We start from the raw sequence: 17,633 nt of genomic DNA, 5'->3' as shown, positions 1-17,633 counted from the left end.
ATGAGGCCGAACTTTGACGTTGCATCTGCGCAACAGATGGTGTCAGGAGGCCTTGCCGTGCCGCGCTGAACGACGCTTGGAGCAAGGGGTCCGGAGCCCTATATTGCGGCTGGCAGGCCGAGTCCCGGCCACAGTCGAAAGACCGATCCGGCCGCTTTGCCACAATGCTGCCCAAGGTCCGAACGGCATTTAACGCTTCACCGGCCATATTTTGCCCGCTGGCTGAAATCGAGGCCCATTGAGGATTGACGCGATGAGCAAGGGCGCTGGAACGGCACTGGTGACGGGCGGGGGCCGGCGGATCGGCAAGGCGATCGTCGAGGATCTCGCCGCGAACGGTTTTGCCGTCGCCATCCATTGCAACCGCTCGCGGGCCGAGGCGGAAGCATTGGCCGCGCGGATCAACGACGGTCATTTTGGCCAGGGTGGCCGCGCTGCTGTGGTCGCCGCCGACCTGACCGACATGGCCGCGGTCGAGGACCTCGTTGGCCGCGCCGAAGCCGCGCTCGGGCCTGTTACGCTGCTGGTCAACAATGCGTCGCTGTTCGTGGACGATACGGTTCAGGACGTCGACTGGCTTGCCTGGGACCGTCACTTCGCCATCCACGTGAAGGCGCCTGCATTTTTGGCGCAACATTTTGCCCGCGCGCTGCCGGAAGGCGAGGAAGGGCTGATCGTCAATATGATCGACCAGCGCGTCTGGCGCCCGACGCCACGCTATTTCTCCTATGCGCTGTCGAAATCGACATTGTGGACAGAGACGCAAATGATGGCGCAGGCGCTGGCGCCTCGCATTCGCGTCAACGCCATCGGCCCCGGCCCGACGCTGAAGAGCGCGCGCCAGCAAGACAGCGATTTTGCCGCGCAGGTCGACGGCCTGATCCTGAAGCGCGGCCCGGAATTGCCTGAATTCGGCGCCACCATACGCTATCTCTGGGGCGCGCGCTCGGTCACCGGCCAGATGATCGCGCTCGACGGCGGCCAGCACCTTGCATGGCAGACGCCGGATGTGACAGGCATTATCGAATGAGTCCCGTGGACCAGAAACACAAACGGGGCGGCGCCGCCGACGACCTGCCCCCCGATGTCGACCTCGAGGACGAGGCGGCGGAGGAGATCGTCGAAACGTCAGCTCCCGGTTCCGGCGGTCCTGACGTTGCCTTCACGGTCATCGATTGGACGCCGCATGCCGGCGATGCCGACGGCATGGTCGGCGCCGAAGTCATCCAGACGCTGGTCAAACGGCTGCCCAACGCGCCCGGCGTCTACCGCATGATGAATGCCGCAGGCGACGTGCTCTATGTCGGCAAGGCGCGCAGCCTGAAGAAGCGGGTGACCAATTACGCGCAAGGCCGTTTCCACACCAGCCGCATCGGCCGCATGGTGCGCGAGACCGCGACGATGGAATTCGTCGTCACCCGCACCGAGATCGAAGCGCTGCTGCTGGAAGCCAACCTCATCAAGCGCTTGCGGCCGCGATTCAATGTGCTGATGCGGGACGACAAGTCGTTCCCCTACATCCTGCTGACCGGCGATCACGTCTCGCCCGGCATCTACAAGCATCGCGGCGCGCGTTCGCGCAAGGGCGACTATTTCGGCCCCTTCGCATCGGCCGGCGCCGTCGGCCGTACCATCAACTCGCTGCAGCGCGCCTTCCTGCTCAGGAGTTGCACCAACTCCTTCTACGAGAACCGCACCCGGCCGTGCCTGCTGTTCCAGATCAAGCGCTGCGCCGGCCCGTGCACCGGCGAAATCTCGCATGGCGACTATGCCAAGCTGGTCGCCGAGGCGAAGGACTTCTTGTCCGGCCGCAGTCAGAAGGTGAAGACCGATATCTCCGCTGCCATGCAGCAGGCTTCGGAAAATCTCGATTTCGAGCGCGCCGCCATCTATCGCGACCGGCTGGCGGCGCTGTCGCATGTGCAGAGCCATCAGGGCATCAACCCGCAGACCGTCGACGAGGCCGATGTCTTCGCCATCCACCAGGAAGGCGGCCAGGTTTGCATCCAGGTGTTCTTCTTCCGCACCGGGCAGAACTGGGGCAACCGCGCCTATTTCCCCAAGGCCGATCCGGCGCTGGACGCGGCCGAGGTCCTGGGCTCGTTCCTGGCGCAATTCTATGACGACAAGCCGACGCCGCGTACCATCTTGTTGTCGCATGGCGTCGAAGACCAGGAGTTGCTGGCCGAGGCGCTCTCCACCCGCGCGGGCCGCAAGGTGGCTATCTCGGTGCCGCAGCGCGGCGAGAAGAAGAATTTAACCGACAACGCACTGCAGAATGCTCGTGAGGCGCTCGGCCGCCGGCTGGCCGAGACCTCGACGCAAGGGCGGCTGCTCACCGGCTTCGCCGAGACCTTCGGCCTGAAGAAAACACCGGTGCGCATCGAGGTCTACGACAACTCCCACATCATGGGCACCAACGCCGTCGGCGCCATGGTTGTCGCGGGCCCTGAAGGCTTCGTGAAGAACCAGTACCGGAAATTCAACATCCGCTCGACCGAGATCACGCCGGGGGACGATTTCGGCATGATGCGCGAGGTGATGGAGCGGCGTTTTTCCCGACTGCTGAAGGAACATGGCGACGTGCCGCCGAGCGAACAGGCGGCGGACTACATCCTGTCCGAACAGGGCGACGATATCGAGGATGTGGGCGGCTTCCCGGCATGGCCAGACGTCATCCTTATCGACGGCGGTCAGGGCCAGATGACAGCGGTGCTCAAGATCCTCGCCGATCTCGGCATCGAGGACCGTGTCCAGGCCATCGGCATCGCCAAGGGCCAGGACCGTGACGCCGGCCGCGAACGCTTTTTCGTCATGGGCAAGCCACCGTTTTCGCTCCCCGTGCGCGATCCGGTGCTCTACTTCGTCCAGCGGCTGCGCGACGAGGTCCACCGCTTCGCCATCGGCTCGCACCGCGCCCGCCGCAAGAAGGAGATGGTCAAGAGCCCGCTCGACGAGATCAGCGGCATCGGCCCGGGCCGCAAGCGCGCGCTGCTCATGCATTTCGGCACCGCCAAGGCGGTCAGCCGCGCCGCGATCGAGGATTTGGTCAAGGTCGACGGCATTTCCGAGCAGGTAGCGAAACTGGTCTACAACCATTTTCATGAGAGCTGATGGATTCGGCTATTTTCGGTTGGTCCATCGACTATCGCCTGTTGACCCCCCACATTCGCTTCTGATTTGAGTAGGCAGGCAGAAAGAGTTCCCAAAAATATGGCCCAGCGCGCATTCAACCTGCCCAACATGCTCACCTACGTCCGCATTCTCGCGGTGCCGCTGGTTGTGCTGTGTTTTTTTCTCGAAGGGCATCTGAAGTCGAGCGACTTCGCCCGCTGGTCGGCGTTGATCATTTTTCTGCTGGCCTCTATCACCGATTATTTCGACGGCTATCTGGCGCGCGCCTGGCAGCAGACCTCGAATATCGGCAAGATGCTCGATCCGATCGCCGACAAGTTGCTGGTCGCCACTTGTCTGCTGCTGCTGGCGGCCGACACCGATCGCCATGCCGGCATCGCAGGCTGGTCGCTGTGGGCGGCGATCATCATCCTGTGCCGCGAGATCCTGGTCTCGGGCCTGCGCGAATATCTGGCGGCGCTGAAGGTCTCGGTACCGGTGACGCAGCTGGCAAAGTGGAAGACAACCATCCAGATGGTCGCCATCGCCTTCCTGCTCGCCGGACCTGCCGGCGACAAGATCTTCCCGCTGACCACCCAGACCGGGCTCGTGCTGTTGTGGATCGCCGCCTTGGTCACGCTCTACACCGGCTACGACTATTTCCGCGCCGGCCTCAAGCACATCATGGACGAGTAGGATGTCGACGAGGCTCATTTATTTTGCCTGGGTGCGCGAGCGGATCGGCAAGCCGCAAGAGGATGTCGAATTGCCCGCCGGCATCGAGACGGTGGCCGACCTGCTGCGCTGGCTGAAATCGCGCGGCGAGGAGTACGAGCACGCGCTGCAATACCCTGATGTGATCCGCGTCGCCATCAACCAGGAACATGTCGAGCACCGCGAGAAGATCGCCGGCGCGCGCGAGATCGCGCTGTTCCCGCCGATGACGGGTGGCTGAAATGCCCGGCGCGGTGGTGCCGACGGTGCGCATCCAGGCGGAGGATTTCGATGTCGCCGCAGAGATCGCCAAGATGACGCAAGGCCGCGCCGACATCGGCGCCGTGGTGACTTTCTCGGGTCTCTGCCGCGATGAAGCGGGCCGGCTCGCGGCACTCGAACTCGAACATTATCCCGGCATGGCCGAGGCCGAGATCGGCCGCATCGCCGCCGAGGCGGTTCACCGCTGGCCGCTGCAGGGCCTCACCGCCATCCATCGCCATGGCAGGATCGCGCCCGGTGAGAACATCGTGCTGGTGGTCGCTGCCTCCACGCACCGGCAGGCGGCATTCGAGGCGGCGAACTTCCTGATGGATTACCTGAAATCCCGCGCGCCGTTCTGGAAGAAGGAACACCACACCGACGGCTCGCAAGGCGGCTGGGTCGATGCCAAGGAGGCCGACGACGAGGCCGCAAGCCGCTGGAAGCGAAATTGACGTGTGGAAACCCATCAGCCCTCGATCAGCCCTTGTCGGTGCCGATCCAGTGATCGAGCGCAATCCGGCCGGGTCCCTACGCCATGATGCCGAGCGCCATCGCCGCCCAGGTGATGTGCAGCGGCCAGCCTTCCGGCACGGTGAGCTGTATGATCAACGTCATCAGCGGCAGCCCGAATGCCGCCAGTCGTGTCGCCAGCCCAAGAACAAGGAGAATTGGCAGCAGGATTTCCGCCGACCCTGAGGCGAACGCAACCAGCCCAGGTGCGGGGAAGTTGTAAGGGCCGCCGGGCAGATGCAGCTTGAGCTCCGAGCTGAAAAGCAGCAATGCGACATCGTTCAACTGTAAAAAACCGTCCCATTTGTTGACGCCGGACCGCCAGAACGGGACGGCGAGTGCGCATCGCAGGGCGAGCTGGGTCAGAGACGGTGTTGCACTCGTGCGAAGGGCGGCATTCACCCTCTCGACGAGGGCAGCGATCCCTCGCGGCTCGATGCTGGCGTTCTGCCCATGGTTCGTCATGCTCATCCTCCCTGGTGTGCCGCTGTGAAGGCGCCTGCTTGCAGCAGGTCGGCAATGTTGGCGGAAAGGTCGAATTCGGCACGCTCCGCAAACGCTGCCGCGGCCGCCGCGCCGAGCGGCTCACCCGCCATGAGGCGATCCAGAAAAACCGCGCTGCCGGGCGGCATATGGAGGACATAGACTTCGAGGCCGGGCCGCGTGATCAGCGCATCTTCACGGCCGTTTGCGTCGATCCGCCCGACAGGACCGTCGCTCCGGTTTGCCGCGAAGATCGTCACGAATGGCGCGCGTTGCCGGGTGCGGCACGAACACGGTATCGGCCAGTCGTTCGGGCGGGATCGACGTCAGTGCTCCGGAAGCCAACGGTTCCGCGTCGGCGGCATGATAGGCGTCGAGCCAAGCCCGCTCCATGCGCGCTACGTCGGCCAGCCACGGCATCGACTGCGCGTATTCGTAGCGCTCGATGAAATCGGGAAAGTCGCGGCCGTATTCGAACAGAAGCGGCGAGCTGGGTGGTGTTTCGCGAACGTGAAAGCGCGCCATTGCGCGAAAGAAGTCCGGGCCGGTGATACGCAGCGTCGCTGGAAAGCTGGCGGCTAGCGCATCGATCAGGCTGACCGTGACGTTGTTGCGGTAGACGGCATATCGCTTGACCGCAGCCTTCCCGTTCGGCCCCGAGACAGCGTGAGGCGGGGCGCGGTCAGGATCGAGCAAGCCGGCGCTGAATGCCGCGGCATAGTCAAACCGGTGGCCGAGATCGCCTGACTGGAGCTCATCCTGCGGCATGGGCTTTTCCGAATATGTAATCGCTGTCGGCGTGACGGTCGAGGTCGCTTGGGGCGACCGCCGCCTCCGCCTTGAGCACCGGCCAGTCGGGAATGTCGCTGTCCCATTCGATCAGCGTCGGAAGCGGCCCGCATCGGCCGATGACGACATCGAAGAGCTTCCAGACCGCGTCGGCGACCGGGCCGTCATGGCTGTCGATGAGCAGCACATCGCCCTCGTCATCCTCCTGCTCGGCGTGCCCGGCCAGATGGATTTCGCCGATATGTTCGAGCGGGAAATCCGCGAGGTAGGAAAGGGCTGAATAGCCGTGATTGGTGGCCGAAACGAACACGTTGTTGACGTCGAGCAGCAGGCCGCAACCGGTACGCCGCACCAGCTCGCGAATGAAATCTGTCTCGCTCATCGTCGATTCCGGGAAAAGGACGTAGGTCGAGGGGTTCTCGAGCAGGATGGGGCGGCCGATCGCCCGCTGCATTTCGTCGATGTGATCCGCGACCCGCGAAACCGTTGCCGGCGTATAGGGCAGCGGAAGCAGGTCGTTGTAATAGGTGGTGTCGTGGGTCGACCAGGCGAGATGCTCGGAAACGAGCGCCGGCTCATAGCGGTCGACGAGCGCCCTGAGACGGCCGAGATGCGCTTTGTCGAGCGGCCGCGGTCCGCCGATCGACATGCACACCCCATGCAGCGAAACGGGATAGTCGCGGCGGATCTTGGTCAACGCATCGTGAGGCGGGCCGCCGGCTCCCATATAGTTTTCGGCGTGGACCTCGAAGAAACCGTCCTTGCTGCCGCCGGCAATGATCGCGTGCGAATGTTCATGCTTGAAACTGGTGCCGGCAAGGCCGGCGACCGGGTGTGCCGGAAAGCGCGAGGTTTTCGACATGCGGGATGCTGGGGCCAGTCCGTTCATCTTCGTCTCCGCTTTCCGGGCAGTTGCATTGCTTACGAAGGGGATGTCGCGGGTCAGTTCCGTGGGCGAGCCCTTGCGGTCGCCGGGTAAGTCCATCGTCGTGCAGGTGCCGCCGTCGACAAACTTCGAGGCGTTGCCTTGGTAATCGACAGTCGAGGTCCCTTGGCAGGTAGTGCCAGGTCCTGCCGCGCAGTCGTTCTGCCCCTTCAGGGCGACGCCAAAGCACTTCTCCTTGCCGGCATCCATCGCCGCGTTGGCCTCTGCCTCGGATAGCGGCGCGGCCGTCGCAAAAGAAGCAAGAGCCGTGGCAACGGCGCCGGCCAGAAAGGCTGCGCTCACGGTTGATCTCGTTGTCATGATTTCACCTCCGATTGGGTTGTTGCGCGCCCGTTCCTCAAGCGCGCATTGGTAAGGTTCGGTCCGGAGGCCGCTGTGTTACATCTTTTGGGGAACACGACCTCGTGATCGCCTGGGACCTGGCTTGAGCATAATGCCGGTCATGCCAAGGCGGCCGACGAACAAAGACCACAAGCCGGATGGCACCGCCGTGCGAACAGTGCGTGTGTGGGGCGCCACGGAACCACCGCAATCCTGCGAGACGTTGCGACCAGTTTGGTGCGCTGGGGGAGCAGGATCATGCTGGGCAGGATCGCCAAGTTCTTCCTCTTCGGTGTCATGCCGCTGGTCGTTGGTATACTGGTGCCTGAGTTGTCCGTCGCTGCCGAGAAGACCCTGAAGGGCGAGGTGACGTATCGCGAGCGCATCGCGCTGCCGCCCAACGCGGTGCTTTTCGTGCAGCTTGCCAATGTCTCGCAGGCCAGTGCGCCGGCCGCTGTCATCGGCGAGCGCAAGATGGCGCCGGCCGGCCAGGTGCCGATCAAGTTCGAGATCAGCTTCGATCCCCAGGTGATCCGGCCTGATATGACCTATGTGCTGCAGGCGCGCATCACCGTCGACGACAGGCTGTTGTTCATCTCCGATATGCGCCACCACGTTGATCCGCTGAGCGACGCGCCGCAGACCATCATGCTGAAGATGGTGACCTCGAGCGAGCAGCCGGCGTCGGCGCCGGTGTTCGGGCAGAGCTGGCTGATCGAGTATATCGACGGCATTGGTGTGATCGCCGAGCCGCAGGCGACGTTCAGGATCAGCGAGGCCGGCAAGGCCGGCGGCAGCGGTCCTTGCAACGTCTACTTCGCCATCGCCAAAGTCGATGGTTCGACGATCGCCATCAATGACATCGGTTCGACCTTCAAAGCCTGCGCGCCCGAGATCATGGCCGAGGAAAAGGCGCTGTTCGAGGCGCTCGCCAAGGCGGCGTCGTACCATGTCGACGCCGGCAAGCTTGTTATCGCCGACAAGGACGGCCGCGTCATTCTGCGCTTCAACGCCGCGAGCTGATCGTTCAAACCGGTTTCGGTTTTGAGCATTATGCGCGGTTGGAGGGCGTCGGCGTCCGGTGCAGGATCGCCGCAACGAAAAAAGGCCAGCATTGCGCCGGCCTTTTTTTGCATGTGACGTGGTGATTGACTTATCGGCTCAGCCGACGATCTCTGTGTCCGAGAACCAGTATTTGATCTCCTGCGCGGCGGTCTCCGGCGCGTCGGAGCCGTGCACGGAATTCTCGCCGATCGACAGCGCGTGCACCTTGCGGATGGTGCCTTCGGCGGCGTTGGCCGGGTTGGTGGCGCCCATCACGTCGCGGTTTTTGGCAATCGCGTTCTCGCCTTCAAGCACCTGCACGACGGTTGGGCCCGACGACATGGACTCCACCAGCTCGCCGAAGAACGGACGATCCTTGTGGACGGCATAAAAGCCTTCCGCCTCGCGGCGGCTCATCCACACCCGGCGCGAGGCGATGACCCGCAGGCCGGCTTCTTCGAGCGTCTGGGTAATGGCGCCGGTGAGATTGCGTCGGGTCGCGTCCGGCTTGATCATGGAAAAGGTGCGTTCGAGCGCCATGGGATCGTCCTTGTGATGGAGAGTGGAATTCAGGGTGGCGGGCTCTATACAAGCCGCCCGCCGGCTTGCCAAGGGGAGGCTGGCCCTAGCCGCCGCATAGCGTGTCGCCGTCAGTCAGAACCAATGTTGTCATAACTGCATCTCGATCGTCAGGTTGGCCGTGTCGCCAGCCCGAAGGCCTTCGCGGACCCGGACCGCCGTCTTGATCGGCAAGAGCAGGCTGCCGGACTTCTTGTCAGGAAACAGCGATGTCCGCCATCTGGTCTGGCCGATGATGGCTTCCACGCCAAGCGAGCCCCAGGGCCGCGCCATCCCCGCCGTCGCCGTCTTGATCCGTGCCCCAAGCTCCGGCGGCAGCGTCACGAAATGCCAGCCGCCCTTGCCTGGATAGACCCAGATCTCAGCCTGCACGTCGTAGCGAAACATTTTGGCCCTTCCTCAGATCAAGGCCGTCAAGAGGAGATTGGCAGCGTTGCCGTTGCACTACCGCCTTATCACGGTCGAAGCGCGCCGAATTTCCCAGCCTTCCCGTTCCAGTTCCGGCACGCTGTGGTTCTCGCTCGGGTAGCCGACGCAGAAGTAACCGATCAGCGTCCACTCCGGCGGCGCGTCCAGGATCGTTGCCATTTCGGCCGGATCGAGAATCGAGACCCAGCCCATGCCTATTCCTTCCGCGCGCGCCGCCAGCCAAAAGGTGTGGATCGCCATCACCGCCGAATATTCGATGGTCGCGGGCATGGTCAGGCGGCCGAGCCCATGTCCCTGTTCTGTCGCGCGGTCGGCGAAAACCGCGAATTGACAGGGCGCCTCGTTCAAGCCGGCGAGCTTCAGGCGTGCATAGAGCGCGGCGCGTTCGCCGTCGAACGATGCGAGCGCCTCTGCATTGCAGCGCTCGAAGCATGTCCTGACCGCGGCGCGGCATTCCGCACTCTCGACCATGACGAAACGCCAGGGCTGGCTCAGCCCAACCGAGGGCGCAATGCTGGCGAGGTCAAGCAGCCGCTCCAGAGCGCCTTCCGGAAGCGGCGTCGGCTTGAATCGCCTGACGTCCCGCCGCCACAGGAAGAGGTTGCCCAACTCGGCGCGAAAATCGTCCGGGAATTCCGGGCCTGACGTCATGGGGTCGTGCTGCCTTTGTTAGGGGAGTAGGGGAGTAGGGGAGTAGGGCAGTAAGTCATGGGGGTGCGCATACCTACTGCCTTACTGCTCTATGCGGCAGCCGCCGCCACCTTGCGGCCGAGGCCGCCATGCAAATCGAGGCAGCGCTCGAACCACTGCGCCACCACATCGCTGTCGTCGAGCAACCGGTAGCGTGAGGCGATGCGCGCCCATTGCAGCGCGCCGAAGACGATGTAGTCGGCAAACAGCGGTGATTGGCCGCCGATGAACGGCTGATAGGTGAGCATCGAGCGCAACGGCTCCAGCGAGGCGCGGAAGGCGCCAAGGCCGAGGTCTCGCGCCGCCACCACCTCTTCCAGTCTCTTGCCGAAGCGCTGCTCGCGGCTCTGGCGGAAATAGGCGGCGTTCGGCTCATCCTGCATGGCGTGGAGGTCCATGATCGCCGCGGTGGTGACATAGGGGTGGATGGTCAGTTGCGACCAGCGTTCGATGAAGCGCGCCATCGCCTTGCCGCCGTCGCCGGAAAACAATGTCGGCCGCTCAGGATAGGCCTCATCGAGATAGAGCGCGATGGCGAAGGAATCGGCGACCACCTTCTCGCCGTCGCGGATCACCGGAACGAGTTTCGAAGCGCCGCCTTCGACAGTGGGCACTTCGAGAAAACGCGTCGGCACGGTTGAGATGTCGACCCCCTTGTGGGCAAGCGCCATCGTCGCCTTCCAACAATGTGGGCTGAACGGACGGGCGGCATCGCGTCCGACGAGGTCATAGAGCAGAATGGTCATTGGCGGCAGCTTCCTTGCGGTCTACTAGAGCGACGTTTCGGGCCGATGCGGTAGGCACCCGAAACGGGGTCTCGCGGGTCGGGAGAAAAAGATGAAACAGCACTTCATGATGTTTGCGGCCTACAATCAATGGGCCAATAGCCGCATCTACGATGCCGCCGCCGATCTCGACGAGGAAGAATTTCACCGCAATGTCGGGGTTTTCTTCGGCTCGATGATGGGCACGCTCAACCATGTTCTAACTGCCGATCGCATCTGGATGAGGCGCTTTACCGGCGAGGGGGACGCGCCGGCCAGGCTCGACACGATCCTGCACCGCGCCCTGCCGGGCTTGCGGCTGGCGCGCGAGGCCGAAGACAAAAGGATCATCGAGTGGGTCGGGGCGTTAAGCGACAAGGCCTTGTCCGGCCGCTTCTCCTACATGACCGTCTCCGACATGCGCACCGTCTCGCAGCGATTGGCGCCGGCGCTTGATCATTTCTTCAACCACCAGACCCATCACCGCGGCCAGGCGCACGCGATCCTGACCGTTCTCGGCCGGCCTTCGGTGCCACTTGACCTCACGCTGTTCCAGCGCAGCGAAGAGGGCCGCGACTTCGCCTGATTTGGATTATCCGGATCGATCACGATCGAATTGAAGCAAAGTCTTAGGACTTCATTCGTGTTCCCGCTTCAAAATAGCCTGCCATAGCGGGAGCAATGGCATGCGGATCGATTTTTCCCCCACGAGTTGGGGCAGGGTGGTGGCCGTCACCGTTGTCGGCACCGCGGCCTGCATCGCCGCCGCCTTCTTCGTCGATTCCTTCAATTTCCCGTATCTGTCGCCTGAAGCGCTGTGGCGGGCGAAACTCACCGATCTGCTGCTGCCGCTGGTGCTGGCCGGTTCGTTCCTGTCTTTCCTGATGTGGAAAATGCGTCAGCTGGCAATCGCGCAAAAGGAACTGACAATTGTCGCGGCGACCGACAGCCTGACAGCGGTGTTCAACCGCGGCGCGTTTTCATTGCTTGTCGAAGCCTATCTCGAGCAAGCTCGCAGCCATTCTGTCGCCAGCTCCGGCGCCTTGCTGATTGTCGACGCCGACCATTTCAAGTCCGTCAACGATCGCCTCGGCCACGACTGTGGCGATCAGGCCCTCAAGCTGATCGCCAAGACCATTCAAGACCAGCTGCGCGGCGCCGACATCGTCGGGCGAATTGGCGGTGAGGAATTCGCAGTCTTCCTTCCCGGCGCCGACCCATCGCATTCCTGGCTGGTCGCGGAGGGGATACGGCGCCGTATCCGCGAGGCGGATTTTTCCCCGGGCGGGCAACCCTGTCCCCTCTCGGTAAGCATCGGCGGCGTCGCCTTCAGCGGACCGACCACCTATGCCGAGATGTTCGTTGTGGCGGATAAACACCTATACAGGGCTAAATCAAACGGCCGCGACCAAGTCAGCTTTGAAGCGGCGGCATTGAGCGGTTTGCCGAACGCCGACCTGATGACGGTCCATTGAGGGCCGCGCCTGATACCCATGTCGGAAACCCGTCGAAGACGAACAGCATCTTCGGCGGGCCATAGTCGCAAAAGAGGCCTAGCCAGTCATGCGGCGTATCCGCCCTGGCCCCGCGCGACCGGCTTGACCGAGACTGCCGGTTGGGCCGAAGGCCAGAGAATGCCTGCCGCCGCCGCGAAGGTGATCATGGCATCGCGCGCCGCTTCGGGCGAGATCTCCGCGGCGCGTGCCGCCTCGCATGCCTTCACCGCCGCGCCATAGCTCAGGCGTCGCCGCGATGGCGGGAACTCGGTCAGGAACTCGTGCATGTCGAAGAGCGAAGCGATTATGCGCTTGTGGCCGGCGCCGACGGTAACGGCGACGGGGGTGAAGAGCATCGGGTCGTGCATTCTTGCCTCTCGAATTGGGCGGAGGTGACGGCGGACGCCGCTCTCCGATCTGAATCGGACGCCCAGAAACGCGGATTGCGGCATCAGGTTCCATGTTGCCGAGATTTGATTTTCGCCACCAAGCTCCGCCGTATGAGCGGCGTGCCGAAGAGGCAGCCTATTTCCACATGTCACGCATGCGGGCGCCAAGGTCGACGCGCACTTGCGGCTGGCGGCGCGGATCGTCCTTGGCCGGGACGCTCGCCCATGATGTCTGTTCGAAGGCGCCGAGGATCGACGCCGGGATGAAGCGGGTGCGCGAGGCGTAAACGTGGCGATCGCCGCGCGCCGCCTGGCCGTGGACGAAAAAGCGCTGCGGCATGACCAGGTGCAGACCGTCCTTGGCCCGCGTCATCGCCACGTAGAGCAGGCGGCGCTCCTCGTCGATATCCTCCTTCGAGCCGACGGCGAGATCGATCGGGATGCAGCCGTCGACGGTGTTGAGCACGAAGACGTTCTTCCATTCCTGGCCCTTGGCCGAATGGATGGTCGACAGGATCAGATAGTCCTCGTCGCGATGCGGCGGCCCGGCCTCGTCGCTGGTTGCATCCGGCGGATCGAGCGTCAGCTCGGTCAGGAAACGCTCGCGCGAGGCATAGCCCGAGGCGATCTGTTCGAGCTGCAGAATATCGGCCCGGCGCGTCGTTGCGTCCTCGTGGATGCGGTCGAGATGCGGCTCATACCAGAGCCTGACCTGTTCGAGATCAACAGGCCATTTTCCCGACCCGGTGCGAAGCTGCGAGAACAGCGCGACGAAACCCGGCCAGTCGTCGGCGGCGCGTTGCGGCGGCCGGTAGCGCGCCAGCCCCATCGTTTCGTCGAGCGAAGTCGCCATTGTGTCGACGATCTGCGAAGCCGCCGAAGGGCCGATACCGGGCAAAAGCTGCAGCACGCGGAAACCGGCGACGCGGTCACGCGGGTTTTCGGCGAAGCGCAGCACCGCCAGCACGTCCTTGACATGGGCGGCGTCGAGGAATTTCAGCCCGCCGAACTTGACGAACGGGATGTTGCGGCGCGTCAGCTCGATCTCCAGCGGCCCGCTGTGGTGCGAGGCGCGAAACAGCACGGCCTGCGCTTTCAGCGCCGTGCCGGCCTCACGCTCGGTCAGGATAGCTTGGCAGACGTAACTCGCCTGCTCGGCTTCGTCGCGAACGCTGACCAGCCTCGGCTTTTCCGCCGATTTGCGCTCCGACCAGAGGTTCTTGGTAAAGCGCTCCGAGGCCTCGCCGATCACCGCATTGGCGGCGGCCAGGATGGTCTCGGTCGAGCGGTAGTTGCGCTCAAGCATGACGATCTCGGCCGGCTGCGCGAACTGTTTGGGGAAGTCGAGGATGTTGCGCACTTCCGCCGCTCGAAACGAATAGATCGACTGCGCATCGTCACCGACCACCGTCAGCCCGGAGCCGTCCGGCTTGAGCGCCGTGAGGATCGAGGCCTGCAGCCGGTTGGTGTCCTGGTATTCGTCGACCAGCACATGATCGAAGCGCCCGCCCAGATGCGCTGATATCTCCGGCTCGCCGGCCATCTGCGCCCAGTAGAGCAGCAGGTCGTCGTAATCGAGCACGTTCTGCGCCTGCTTGGTCTCGACATATCGGGCGAACAGCGTCTTGAGCTGTTCTGCCCAACCCGCGCACCAGGGAAACACCGAACCGAGAATCTCGCCGAGCGGCGTCTGCGCGTTGACGGCACGCGAATAGATCGCCAGGCACGTGCCCTTGGTCGGAAAACGGCCTTCGGTTTTGGAGAAGCCGAGTTCGTGCCGGGCGAGGTTCATCAAGTCGGCCGAATCCTCGCGGTCATGGATGGTGAAGGCCGGATCGAGGCCGATCTCCGGCGCATAATCGCGCAGCAGCCTGGCGCCGATGCCGTGAAACGTGCCGGCCCAGCTCAGCGCATCGGTGATGATGGAAGCGTCTCGGCCGAGCACCTCGCCGGCGATGCGTTCGACGCGCTTGGCCATTTCCGATGCGGCACGACGCGAAAACGTCATCAAAAGGATGCGCCTGGGGTCAGCGCCCCTGACGATCAGATGCGCGACGCGATGCGCCAGCGTGCTGGTCTTGCCGGAGCCGGCTCCGGCGATCACCAGTAGCGGCCCGGCGACCTTGCCGTCGCCATGCTCGACGGCAAGGCACTGCTCGGCATTCAGCTTCGCGAGATAGGCAGGCCGGAAGGTCGAATCACGGGCAGCGAGGTTCATTGCCCATCAAGCATCGTTTCCGCTTTGTTCGCAACGGTTTCGACGCGAAAGTTGCGATTGATGCGTCCGTTTCTACTGGCGCACCAGCCGATGAACTGGACTTAGCGCTCGGGCTCTACGCCCATTGCCGCCGACTGCCGCCGCAACGACTTGTCGTCATCGGGAGGCGGCAGCAACAGCGGATCGAAGTCATCGGGCACCTCGTCAATGATTTCCCTGACTATACGGTAGGCCACGTAGACGGCGGCACCGGCTATGAGCAGACGGATCATGATTTTCTCCATTGGTGTGGACCAACCGAAGAGCCCGCGTTTTGTTCCTCGCTCTCTCGTTTTGTTCCCCGCTTTCCGAGCGCCCCCGAGCTCTGCCTGAGCGTGCAACCAAATCGGCACCGTCTCGTTTGCCCGATGACAGGAGGTTGCGATGAACAAGCTCTCAATTTTGCTGGCCCCGACCTGGCTCGTTTTGGCGGCAGCGCTGGCTGTCGCGGCTTGCGATAACAACATCCCACCGACAAAGGCCCCCGGCGCCGATCAAAACCCGCAGGTCGACCCTGCACCCAAGTCGACGTCAGGCGATGATCAACCCGGCACGCCGCCGGCGCAGTGATGGAACGCAGAAAAAGTGGCCGGCGCCGCTTGGGAGGGAGCGATGACGCCGGCCAGGCGGGTTCAGGTCCACCGCATACCTAGAGATAGCTGAGTCTTGCTGTTGCGTCATGGGGCGATTGCGGAAGACGACCTCGTTGGACAGTCAATCAACTGACAAATGTGACAAAACTGCCATTTTCAGATGCGAGAAGCCGATGCTCGCAAGGCGCCGCGCCGCCGCAGCAGGTTCCCGGCCCAACCCAGGGCTGGCTCTCTGATCCGGTGAGGCCGGCGATCGGATCTTTCCTCCCGCGGCATCAGGCGATCTGCCGACGCCGGCCATATTCATGCCTTATGCGGCCAACCGGCGCTCAAGCTCTTGCGAAGCGTTGACGTCCCGTGCAAAAGCGCGGCCATGCTGATCATTAACGACCTTTCGCTCCGCATGGCCGGACGCCTGCTTCTCGACCATGCCTCGCTGACCTTGCCGGCCGGCAGCAAGGCAGGCCTCGTCGGCCGCAACGGCACCGGCAAGACCACTTTGTTCAAGGCGATCACCGGCGACCTCGCCTCCGAGACCGGCTCGATCAGCCTGCCGAAGAACACGCGCATAGGCCAGGTGGCGCAGGAAGCGCCCGGCACCGAGGAGCCGCTGATCGAGATCGTGCTCAAGGCCGACCTTGAACGCTCCGCATTGATCGAGGAGGAAAAGTCGGCGACCGATCCGCACCGCATCGCAGACATCCACATGCGGCTGGCCGATATCGACGCCCATTCGGCCGAGTCGCGTGCCGCCACCATCCTCGCCGGCCTCGGCTTCGACGACGACGCCCAGCGACGGCCGGCCTCATCGTTCTCCGGCGGCTGGCGCATGCGCGTCGCACTCGCCGCAGTGCTGTTTGCCGAGCCCGATCTGCTGCTGCTCGACGAGCCGACCAACTACCTCGACCTCGAAGGCACGCTGTGGCTGGAAAACTACGTGTCGAAATATCCGCACACCGTACTTCTGATCTCGCACGACCGCGACCTGCTCAACCGCGCCGTCAACTCGATCGTCCATCTCGACCAGAAGAAGCTGACTTTCTGGCGCGGCGGCTACGACCAGTTCGAACGCCAATACACCGAGCAGCGCGAATTGCAGGAGAAGGGCAGGGTCAAGCAGGAAGCCGCGCGCAAGCACATGGAATCCTTCGTCGAGCGCTTTCGGGCCAAGGCTTCCAAGGCGAGACAGGCGCAGTCGCGCATCAAGGCGCTGGAGAAGATGAAGCCGATCGCCGCAATTGTGAACGACAATGTGCGGCCGTTCTCCTTTCCCGAGCCGGTGAAGACGGTCGCCTCGCCGATCATCGCGCTGAACAACGTCAATGTCGGCTATACCGAGGGTCAGCCGATCCTGAAGAAGATGACGCTGCGCATCGACGCCGATGACCGCATCGCGCTGCTTGGTGCCAATGGCAACGGCAAGTCGACCTTCGCCAAGCTTCTGTCGGGCCGGCTGAAGCAGGAGACCGGCACCATGACGGTGGCGCCCGGGCTGAAGGTGGCGATCTTTGCCCAGCATCAGCTCGACGATCTCCGGCCGAACGAAAACGCCTATGAGCATGTCCGCCGGCTGATGCCGGAAGCGCCGGAATCGAAAGTGCGCGGCCGCGTCGCCCAGTTCGGCCTGACCACCGAAAAGATGAACACCGCCGCCAAGGACCTGTCGGGCGGCGAGAAGGCGCGACTGCTGATGGGCCTGTCGGCCTTCGAGGGCCCAAACCTGTTCATCCTCGACGAACCGACCAACCATCTCGACATCGACAGCCGTGAATCGCTGATCCATGCGCTGAACGAGTTTCCCGGCGCCGTCATCCTGATCTCGCACGACCGCCATCTGCTCGAGGCAACGGCCGACCGCCTATGGCTGGTCAAGGATGGGACGGTCAATCCTTTTGACGGCGACCTCGATGACTACAAGACGCTGGTCACCGGTGTCTCCGGCGACCGCCGCGGCAAGCGCGAAGCCGAAAAAGCCTCGAAGGCCGACCGCCGCCGCGACGCGGCCGCACGCCGCGCCACCTTCGAGCCACTGGCCAAGGAAATCCGCGCCACCGAAGCGCTGATGGACCGCATCCGTAAGCGCATCGACTTGATCGAGGACGAACTCGCCAACCCGGCGGTCTATGAAAAGGACCCGTCGACGGCGACACGGCTGGCCAAGGAGCGCTCGCAACTGGCCCAGACGCTGGCCGCCCATGAGGAAAAATGGCTGTCGATGTCGGCGGAATACGAGGAAGGCACGGCGGAGTAG

19 protein-coding genes and 2 pseudogenes are annotated in these 17,633 nt (G+C 63.6%); 10 read left to right on the top strand and 11 right to left on the bottom strand.

Going from position 1 to position 17,633, the window contains the following annotated elements:
- Positions 1-253 precede the first annotated feature (253 nt).
- The 5 genes from ACWTU8_RS26365 (at position 254) to ACWTU8_RS26345 (ending at position 4,544) form a co-directional block, all read left to right on the top strand.
- Positions 254-1,030, top strand: coding sequence for an SDR family oxidoreductase (locus ACWTU8_RS26365; protein ID WP_455850453.1), 777 nt, complete (start codon positions 254-256; stop codon positions 1,028-1,030).
- Complete coding sequence (gene uvrC, locus ACWTU8_RS26360; RefSeq protein ID WP_455850452.1) at positions 1,027-3,114, top strand: excinuclease ABC subunit UvrC; 2,088 nt, start codon at positions 1,027-1,029, stop codon at positions 3,112-3,114. The genes ACWTU8_RS26365 and uvrC overlap by 4 nt, the downstream gene beginning before the upstream one ends.
- A 99-nt stretch (positions 3,115-3,213) precedes the next feature.
- Positions 3,214-3,810 carry a CDP-diacylglycerol--glycerol-3-phosphate 3-phosphatidyltransferase gene (pgsA, locus tag ACWTU8_RS26355; protein WP_065008950.1) on the top strand — a complete coding sequence of 199 codons (597 nt, stop codon included), beginning with the start codon at positions 3,214-3,216 and terminating at the stop codon, positions 3,808-3,810.
- 1 nt (position 3,811) lies between these two features.
- Positions 3,812-4,069 carry a molybdopterin converting factor subunit 1 gene (gene moaD, locus ACWTU8_RS26350; RefSeq protein ID WP_065008951.1) on the top strand — a complete coding sequence of 86 codons (258 nt, stop codon included), beginning with the start codon at positions 3,812-3,814 and terminating at the stop codon, positions 4,067-4,069.
- A 1-nt stretch (position 4,070) separates the two neighbouring features.
- A complete protein-coding gene (locus ACWTU8_RS26345) occupies positions 4,071-4,544 on the top strand; it encodes a molybdenum cofactor biosynthesis protein MoaE (protein ID WP_455850528.1) in 474 nt (157 codons plus the stop codon).
- Positions 4,545-4,620: 76 nt separating this feature from the next.
- Here ACWTU8_RS26345 and ACWTU8_RS26340 read toward each other — a convergent pair whose 3' ends face one another.
- The 4 genes and pseudogenes from ACWTU8_RS26340 to ACWTU8_RS26325 form a co-directional block, all read right to left on the bottom strand.
- A complete protein-coding gene (locus ACWTU8_RS26340; RefSeq protein WP_455850451.1) occupies positions 4,621-5,067 on the bottom strand; it encodes a DoxX family membrane protein in 447 nt (148 codons plus the stop codon).
- Positions 5,068-5,069: 2 nt separating this feature from the next.
- Positions 5,070-5,853: pseudogene (locus ACWTU8_RS26335) on the bottom strand (HvfC/BufC family peptide modification chaperone).
- The gene (bufB, locus tag ACWTU8_RS26330) at positions 5,840-6,763 is read right to left on the bottom strand and encodes an MNIO family bufferin maturase (RefSeq protein WP_455850527.1); all 924 of its coding nucleotides are present in this window, start codon (positions 6,761-6,763) and stop codon (positions 5,840-5,842) included. Before bufB ends, ACWTU8_RS26335 begins: the two are co-directional and overlap by 14 nt.
- A 99-nt stretch (positions 6,764-6,862) precedes the next feature.
- Positions 6,863-7,009: pseudogene (locus ACWTU8_RS26325) on the bottom strand (BufA1 family periplasmic bufferin-type metallophore); the annotation flags it as partial.
- A 390-nt stretch (positions 7,010-7,399) separates the two neighbouring features.
- On the opposite strand from ACWTU8_RS26325, the gene ACWTU8_RS26320 reads away from it, so the two are divergent.
- Positions 7,400-8,164: a YbaY family lipoprotein gene (locus ACWTU8_RS26320; RefSeq protein ID WP_455850450.1), complete on the top strand. Its 765-nt coding sequence runs from the start codon at positions 7,400-7,402 to the stop codon at positions 8,162-8,164.
- A gap of 138 nt (positions 8,165-8,302) precedes the next feature.
- Here ACWTU8_RS26320 and ndk read toward each other — a convergent pair whose 3' ends face one another.
- The 4 genes from ndk to ACWTU8_RS26300 all read right to left on the bottom strand — a co-directional run bounded on the left by ndk (position 8,303) and on the right by ACWTU8_RS26300 (position 10,629).
- Positions 8,303-8,725: a nucleoside-diphosphate kinase gene (gene ndk / locus ACWTU8_RS26315; protein WP_455850449.1), complete on the bottom strand. Its 423-nt coding sequence runs from the start codon at positions 8,723-8,725 to the stop codon at positions 8,303-8,305.
- Positions 8,726-8,854: 129 nt separating this feature from the next.
- Positions 8,855-9,151, bottom strand: a complete 297-nt coding sequence (locus ACWTU8_RS26310) for a DUF1905 domain-containing protein (RefSeq protein WP_029354315.1) — start codon at positions 9,149-9,151, stop codon at positions 8,855-8,857.
- Positions 9,152-9,208: 57 nt separating this feature from the next.
- Positions 9,209-9,844 carry a 5,6-dimethylbenzimidazole synthase gene (gene bluB / locus ACWTU8_RS26305; RefSeq protein ID WP_455850448.1) on the bottom strand — a complete coding sequence of 212 codons (636 nt, stop codon included), beginning with the start codon at positions 9,842-9,844 and terminating at the stop codon, positions 9,209-9,211.
- Between the two features lie 89 nt (positions 9,845-9,933).
- The gene (locus ACWTU8_RS26300; protein ID WP_455850447.1) at positions 9,934-10,629 is read right to left on the bottom strand and encodes a glutathione S-transferase family protein; all 696 of its coding nucleotides are present in this window, start codon (positions 10,627-10,629) and stop codon (positions 9,934-9,936) included.
- Positions 10,630-10,720: 91 nt separating this feature from the next.
- Between ACWTU8_RS26300 and ACWTU8_RS26295 the strand changes: the two genes are divergently transcribed.
- Complete coding sequence (locus ACWTU8_RS26295; RefSeq protein WP_455850446.1) at positions 10,721-11,233, top strand: DinB family protein; 513 nt, start codon at positions 10,721-10,723, stop codon at positions 11,231-11,233.
- A gap of 100 nt (positions 11,234-11,333) precedes the next feature.
- Positions 11,334-12,122, top strand: coding sequence for a GGDEF domain-containing protein (locus tag ACWTU8_RS26290; protein WP_455850445.1), 789 nt, complete (start codon positions 11,334-11,336; stop codon positions 12,120-12,122).
- An 86-nt stretch (positions 12,123-12,208) separates the two neighbouring features.
- On the opposite strand, the gene ACWTU8_RS26285 is transcribed toward ACWTU8_RS26290, so the two are convergent.
- From ACWTU8_RS26285 to ACWTU8_RS26275, 3 genes are all read right to left on the bottom strand, one after another.
- Positions 12,209-12,511, bottom strand: coding sequence for a DUF982 domain-containing protein (locus tag ACWTU8_RS26285; RefSeq protein ID WP_455850444.1), 303 nt, complete (start codon positions 12,509-12,511; stop codon positions 12,209-12,211).
- 157 nt (positions 12,512-12,668) lie between these two features.
- Positions 12,669-14,750, bottom strand: coding sequence for an ATP-dependent helicase (locus tag ACWTU8_RS26280; RefSeq protein WP_455850443.1), 2,082 nt, complete (start codon positions 14,748-14,750; stop codon positions 12,669-12,671).
- A 101-nt stretch (positions 14,751-14,851) separates the two neighbouring features.
- Positions 14,852-15,022, bottom strand: a complete 171-nt coding sequence (locus ACWTU8_RS26275) for a hypothetical protein (RefSeq protein WP_084831665.1) — start codon at positions 15,020-15,022, stop codon at positions 14,852-14,854.
- Positions 15,023-15,173: 151 nt separating this feature from the next.
- Here ACWTU8_RS26275 and ACWTU8_RS26270 point away from each other — a divergent pair, with 151 nt between their 5' ends.
- Both ACWTU8_RS26270 and ACWTU8_RS26265 read left to right on the top strand, forming a co-directional pair.
- Positions 15,174-15,359, top strand: a complete 186-nt coding sequence (locus tag ACWTU8_RS26270) for a hypothetical protein (protein WP_029354302.1) — start codon at positions 15,174-15,176, stop codon at positions 15,357-15,359.
- Between the two features lie 396 nt (positions 15,360-15,755).
- Positions 15,756-17,633 (top strand): ABC-F family ATP-binding cassette domain-containing protein, encoded by a 1,878-nt coding sequence (locus tag ACWTU8_RS26265; protein WP_287338188.1) that lies wholly within the window; start codon positions 15,756-15,758, stop codon positions 17,631-17,633.

The organism is Mesorhizobium sp. BHbdii, from assembly GCF_053848045.1.
Note: the sequence above shows the minus strand (reverse complement) of the source record. Positions and strands in the feature narration are given on the sequence as shown.

What these genes read in the sequence shown, in the direction of transcription:
- ACWTU8_RS26275 (WP_084831665.1), bottom strand. Translation starts at nt 15,022, where the DNA reads ATGATCCGTCTGCTCATAGCCGGTGCCGCCGTCTACGTGGCCTACCGT.
- ACWTU8_RS26365 (WP_455850453.1), top strand. Translation starts at nt 254, where the DNA reads ATGAGCAAGGGCGCTGGAACGGCACTGGTGACGGGCGGGGGCCGGCGG.
- ndk (WP_455850449.1), bottom strand. Translation starts at nt 8,725, where the DNA reads ATGGCGCTCGAACGCACCTTTTCCATGATCAAGCCGGACGCGACCCGA.
- ACWTU8_RS26310 (WP_029354315.1), bottom strand. Translation starts at nt 9,151, where the DNA reads ATGTTTCGCTACGACGTGCAGGCTGAGATCTGGGTCTATCCAGGCAAG.
- ACWTU8_RS26295 (WP_455850446.1), top strand. Translation starts at nt 10,721, where the DNA reads ATGAAACAGCACTTCATGATGTTTGCGGCCTACAATCAATGGGCCAAT.
- pgsA (WP_065008950.1), top strand. Translation starts at nt 3,214, where the DNA reads ATGGCCCAGCGCGCATTCAACCTGCCCAACATGCTCACCTACGTCCGC.
- ACWTU8_RS26320 (WP_455850450.1), top strand. Translation starts at nt 7,400, where the DNA reads ATGCTGGGCAGGATCGCCAAGTTCTTCCTCTTCGGTGTCATGCCGCTG.
- ACWTU8_RS26340 (WP_455850451.1), bottom strand. Translation starts at nt 5,067, where the DNA reads ATGACGAACCATGGGCAGAACGCCAGCATCGAGCCGCGAGGGATCGCT.
- ACWTU8_RS26285 (WP_455850444.1), bottom strand. Translation starts at nt 12,511, where the DNA reads ATGCACGACCCGATGCTCTTCACCCCCGTCGCCGTTACCGTCGGCGCC.
- bufB (WP_455850527.1), bottom strand. Translation starts at nt 6,763, where the DNA reads ATGAACGGACTGGCCCCAGCATCCCGCATGTCGAAAACCTCGCGCTTT.
- ACWTU8_RS26290 (WP_455850445.1), top strand. Translation starts at nt 11,334, where the DNA reads ATGCGGATCGATTTTTCCCCCACGAGTTGGGGCAGGGTGGTGGCCGTC.
- bluB (WP_455850448.1), bottom strand. Translation starts at nt 9,844, where the DNA reads ATGACGTCAGGCCCGGAATTCCCGGACGATTTTCGCGCCGAGTTGGGC.
- ACWTU8_RS26270 (WP_029354302.1), top strand. Translation starts at nt 15,174, where the DNA reads ATGAACAAGCTCTCAATTTTGCTGGCCCCGACCTGGCTCGTTTTGGCG.
- ACWTU8_RS26300 (WP_455850447.1), bottom strand. Translation starts at nt 10,629, where the DNA reads ATGACCATTCTGCTCTATGACCTCGTCGGACGCGATGCCGCCCGTCCG.
- moaD (WP_065008951.1), top strand. Translation starts at nt 3,812, where the DNA reads ATGTCGACGAGGCTCATTTATTTTGCCTGGGTGCGCGAGCGGATCGGC.
- ACWTU8_RS26280 (WP_455850443.1), bottom strand. Translation starts at nt 14,750, where the DNA reads ATGAACCTCGCTGCCCGTGATTCGACCTTCCGGCCTGCCTATCTCGCG.
- uvrC (WP_455850452.1), top strand. Translation starts at nt 1,027, where the DNA reads ATGAGTCCCGTGGACCAGAAACACAAACGGGGCGGCGCCGCCGACGAC.
- ACWTU8_RS26345 (WP_455850528.1), top strand. Translation starts at nt 4,071, where the DNA reads ATGCCCGGCGCGGTGGTGCCGACGGTGCGCATCCAGGCGGAGGATTTC.
- ACWTU8_RS26265 (WP_287338188.1), top strand. Translation starts at nt 15,756, where the DNA reads ATGCTGATCATTAACGACCTTTCGCTCCGCATGGCCGGACGCCTGCTT.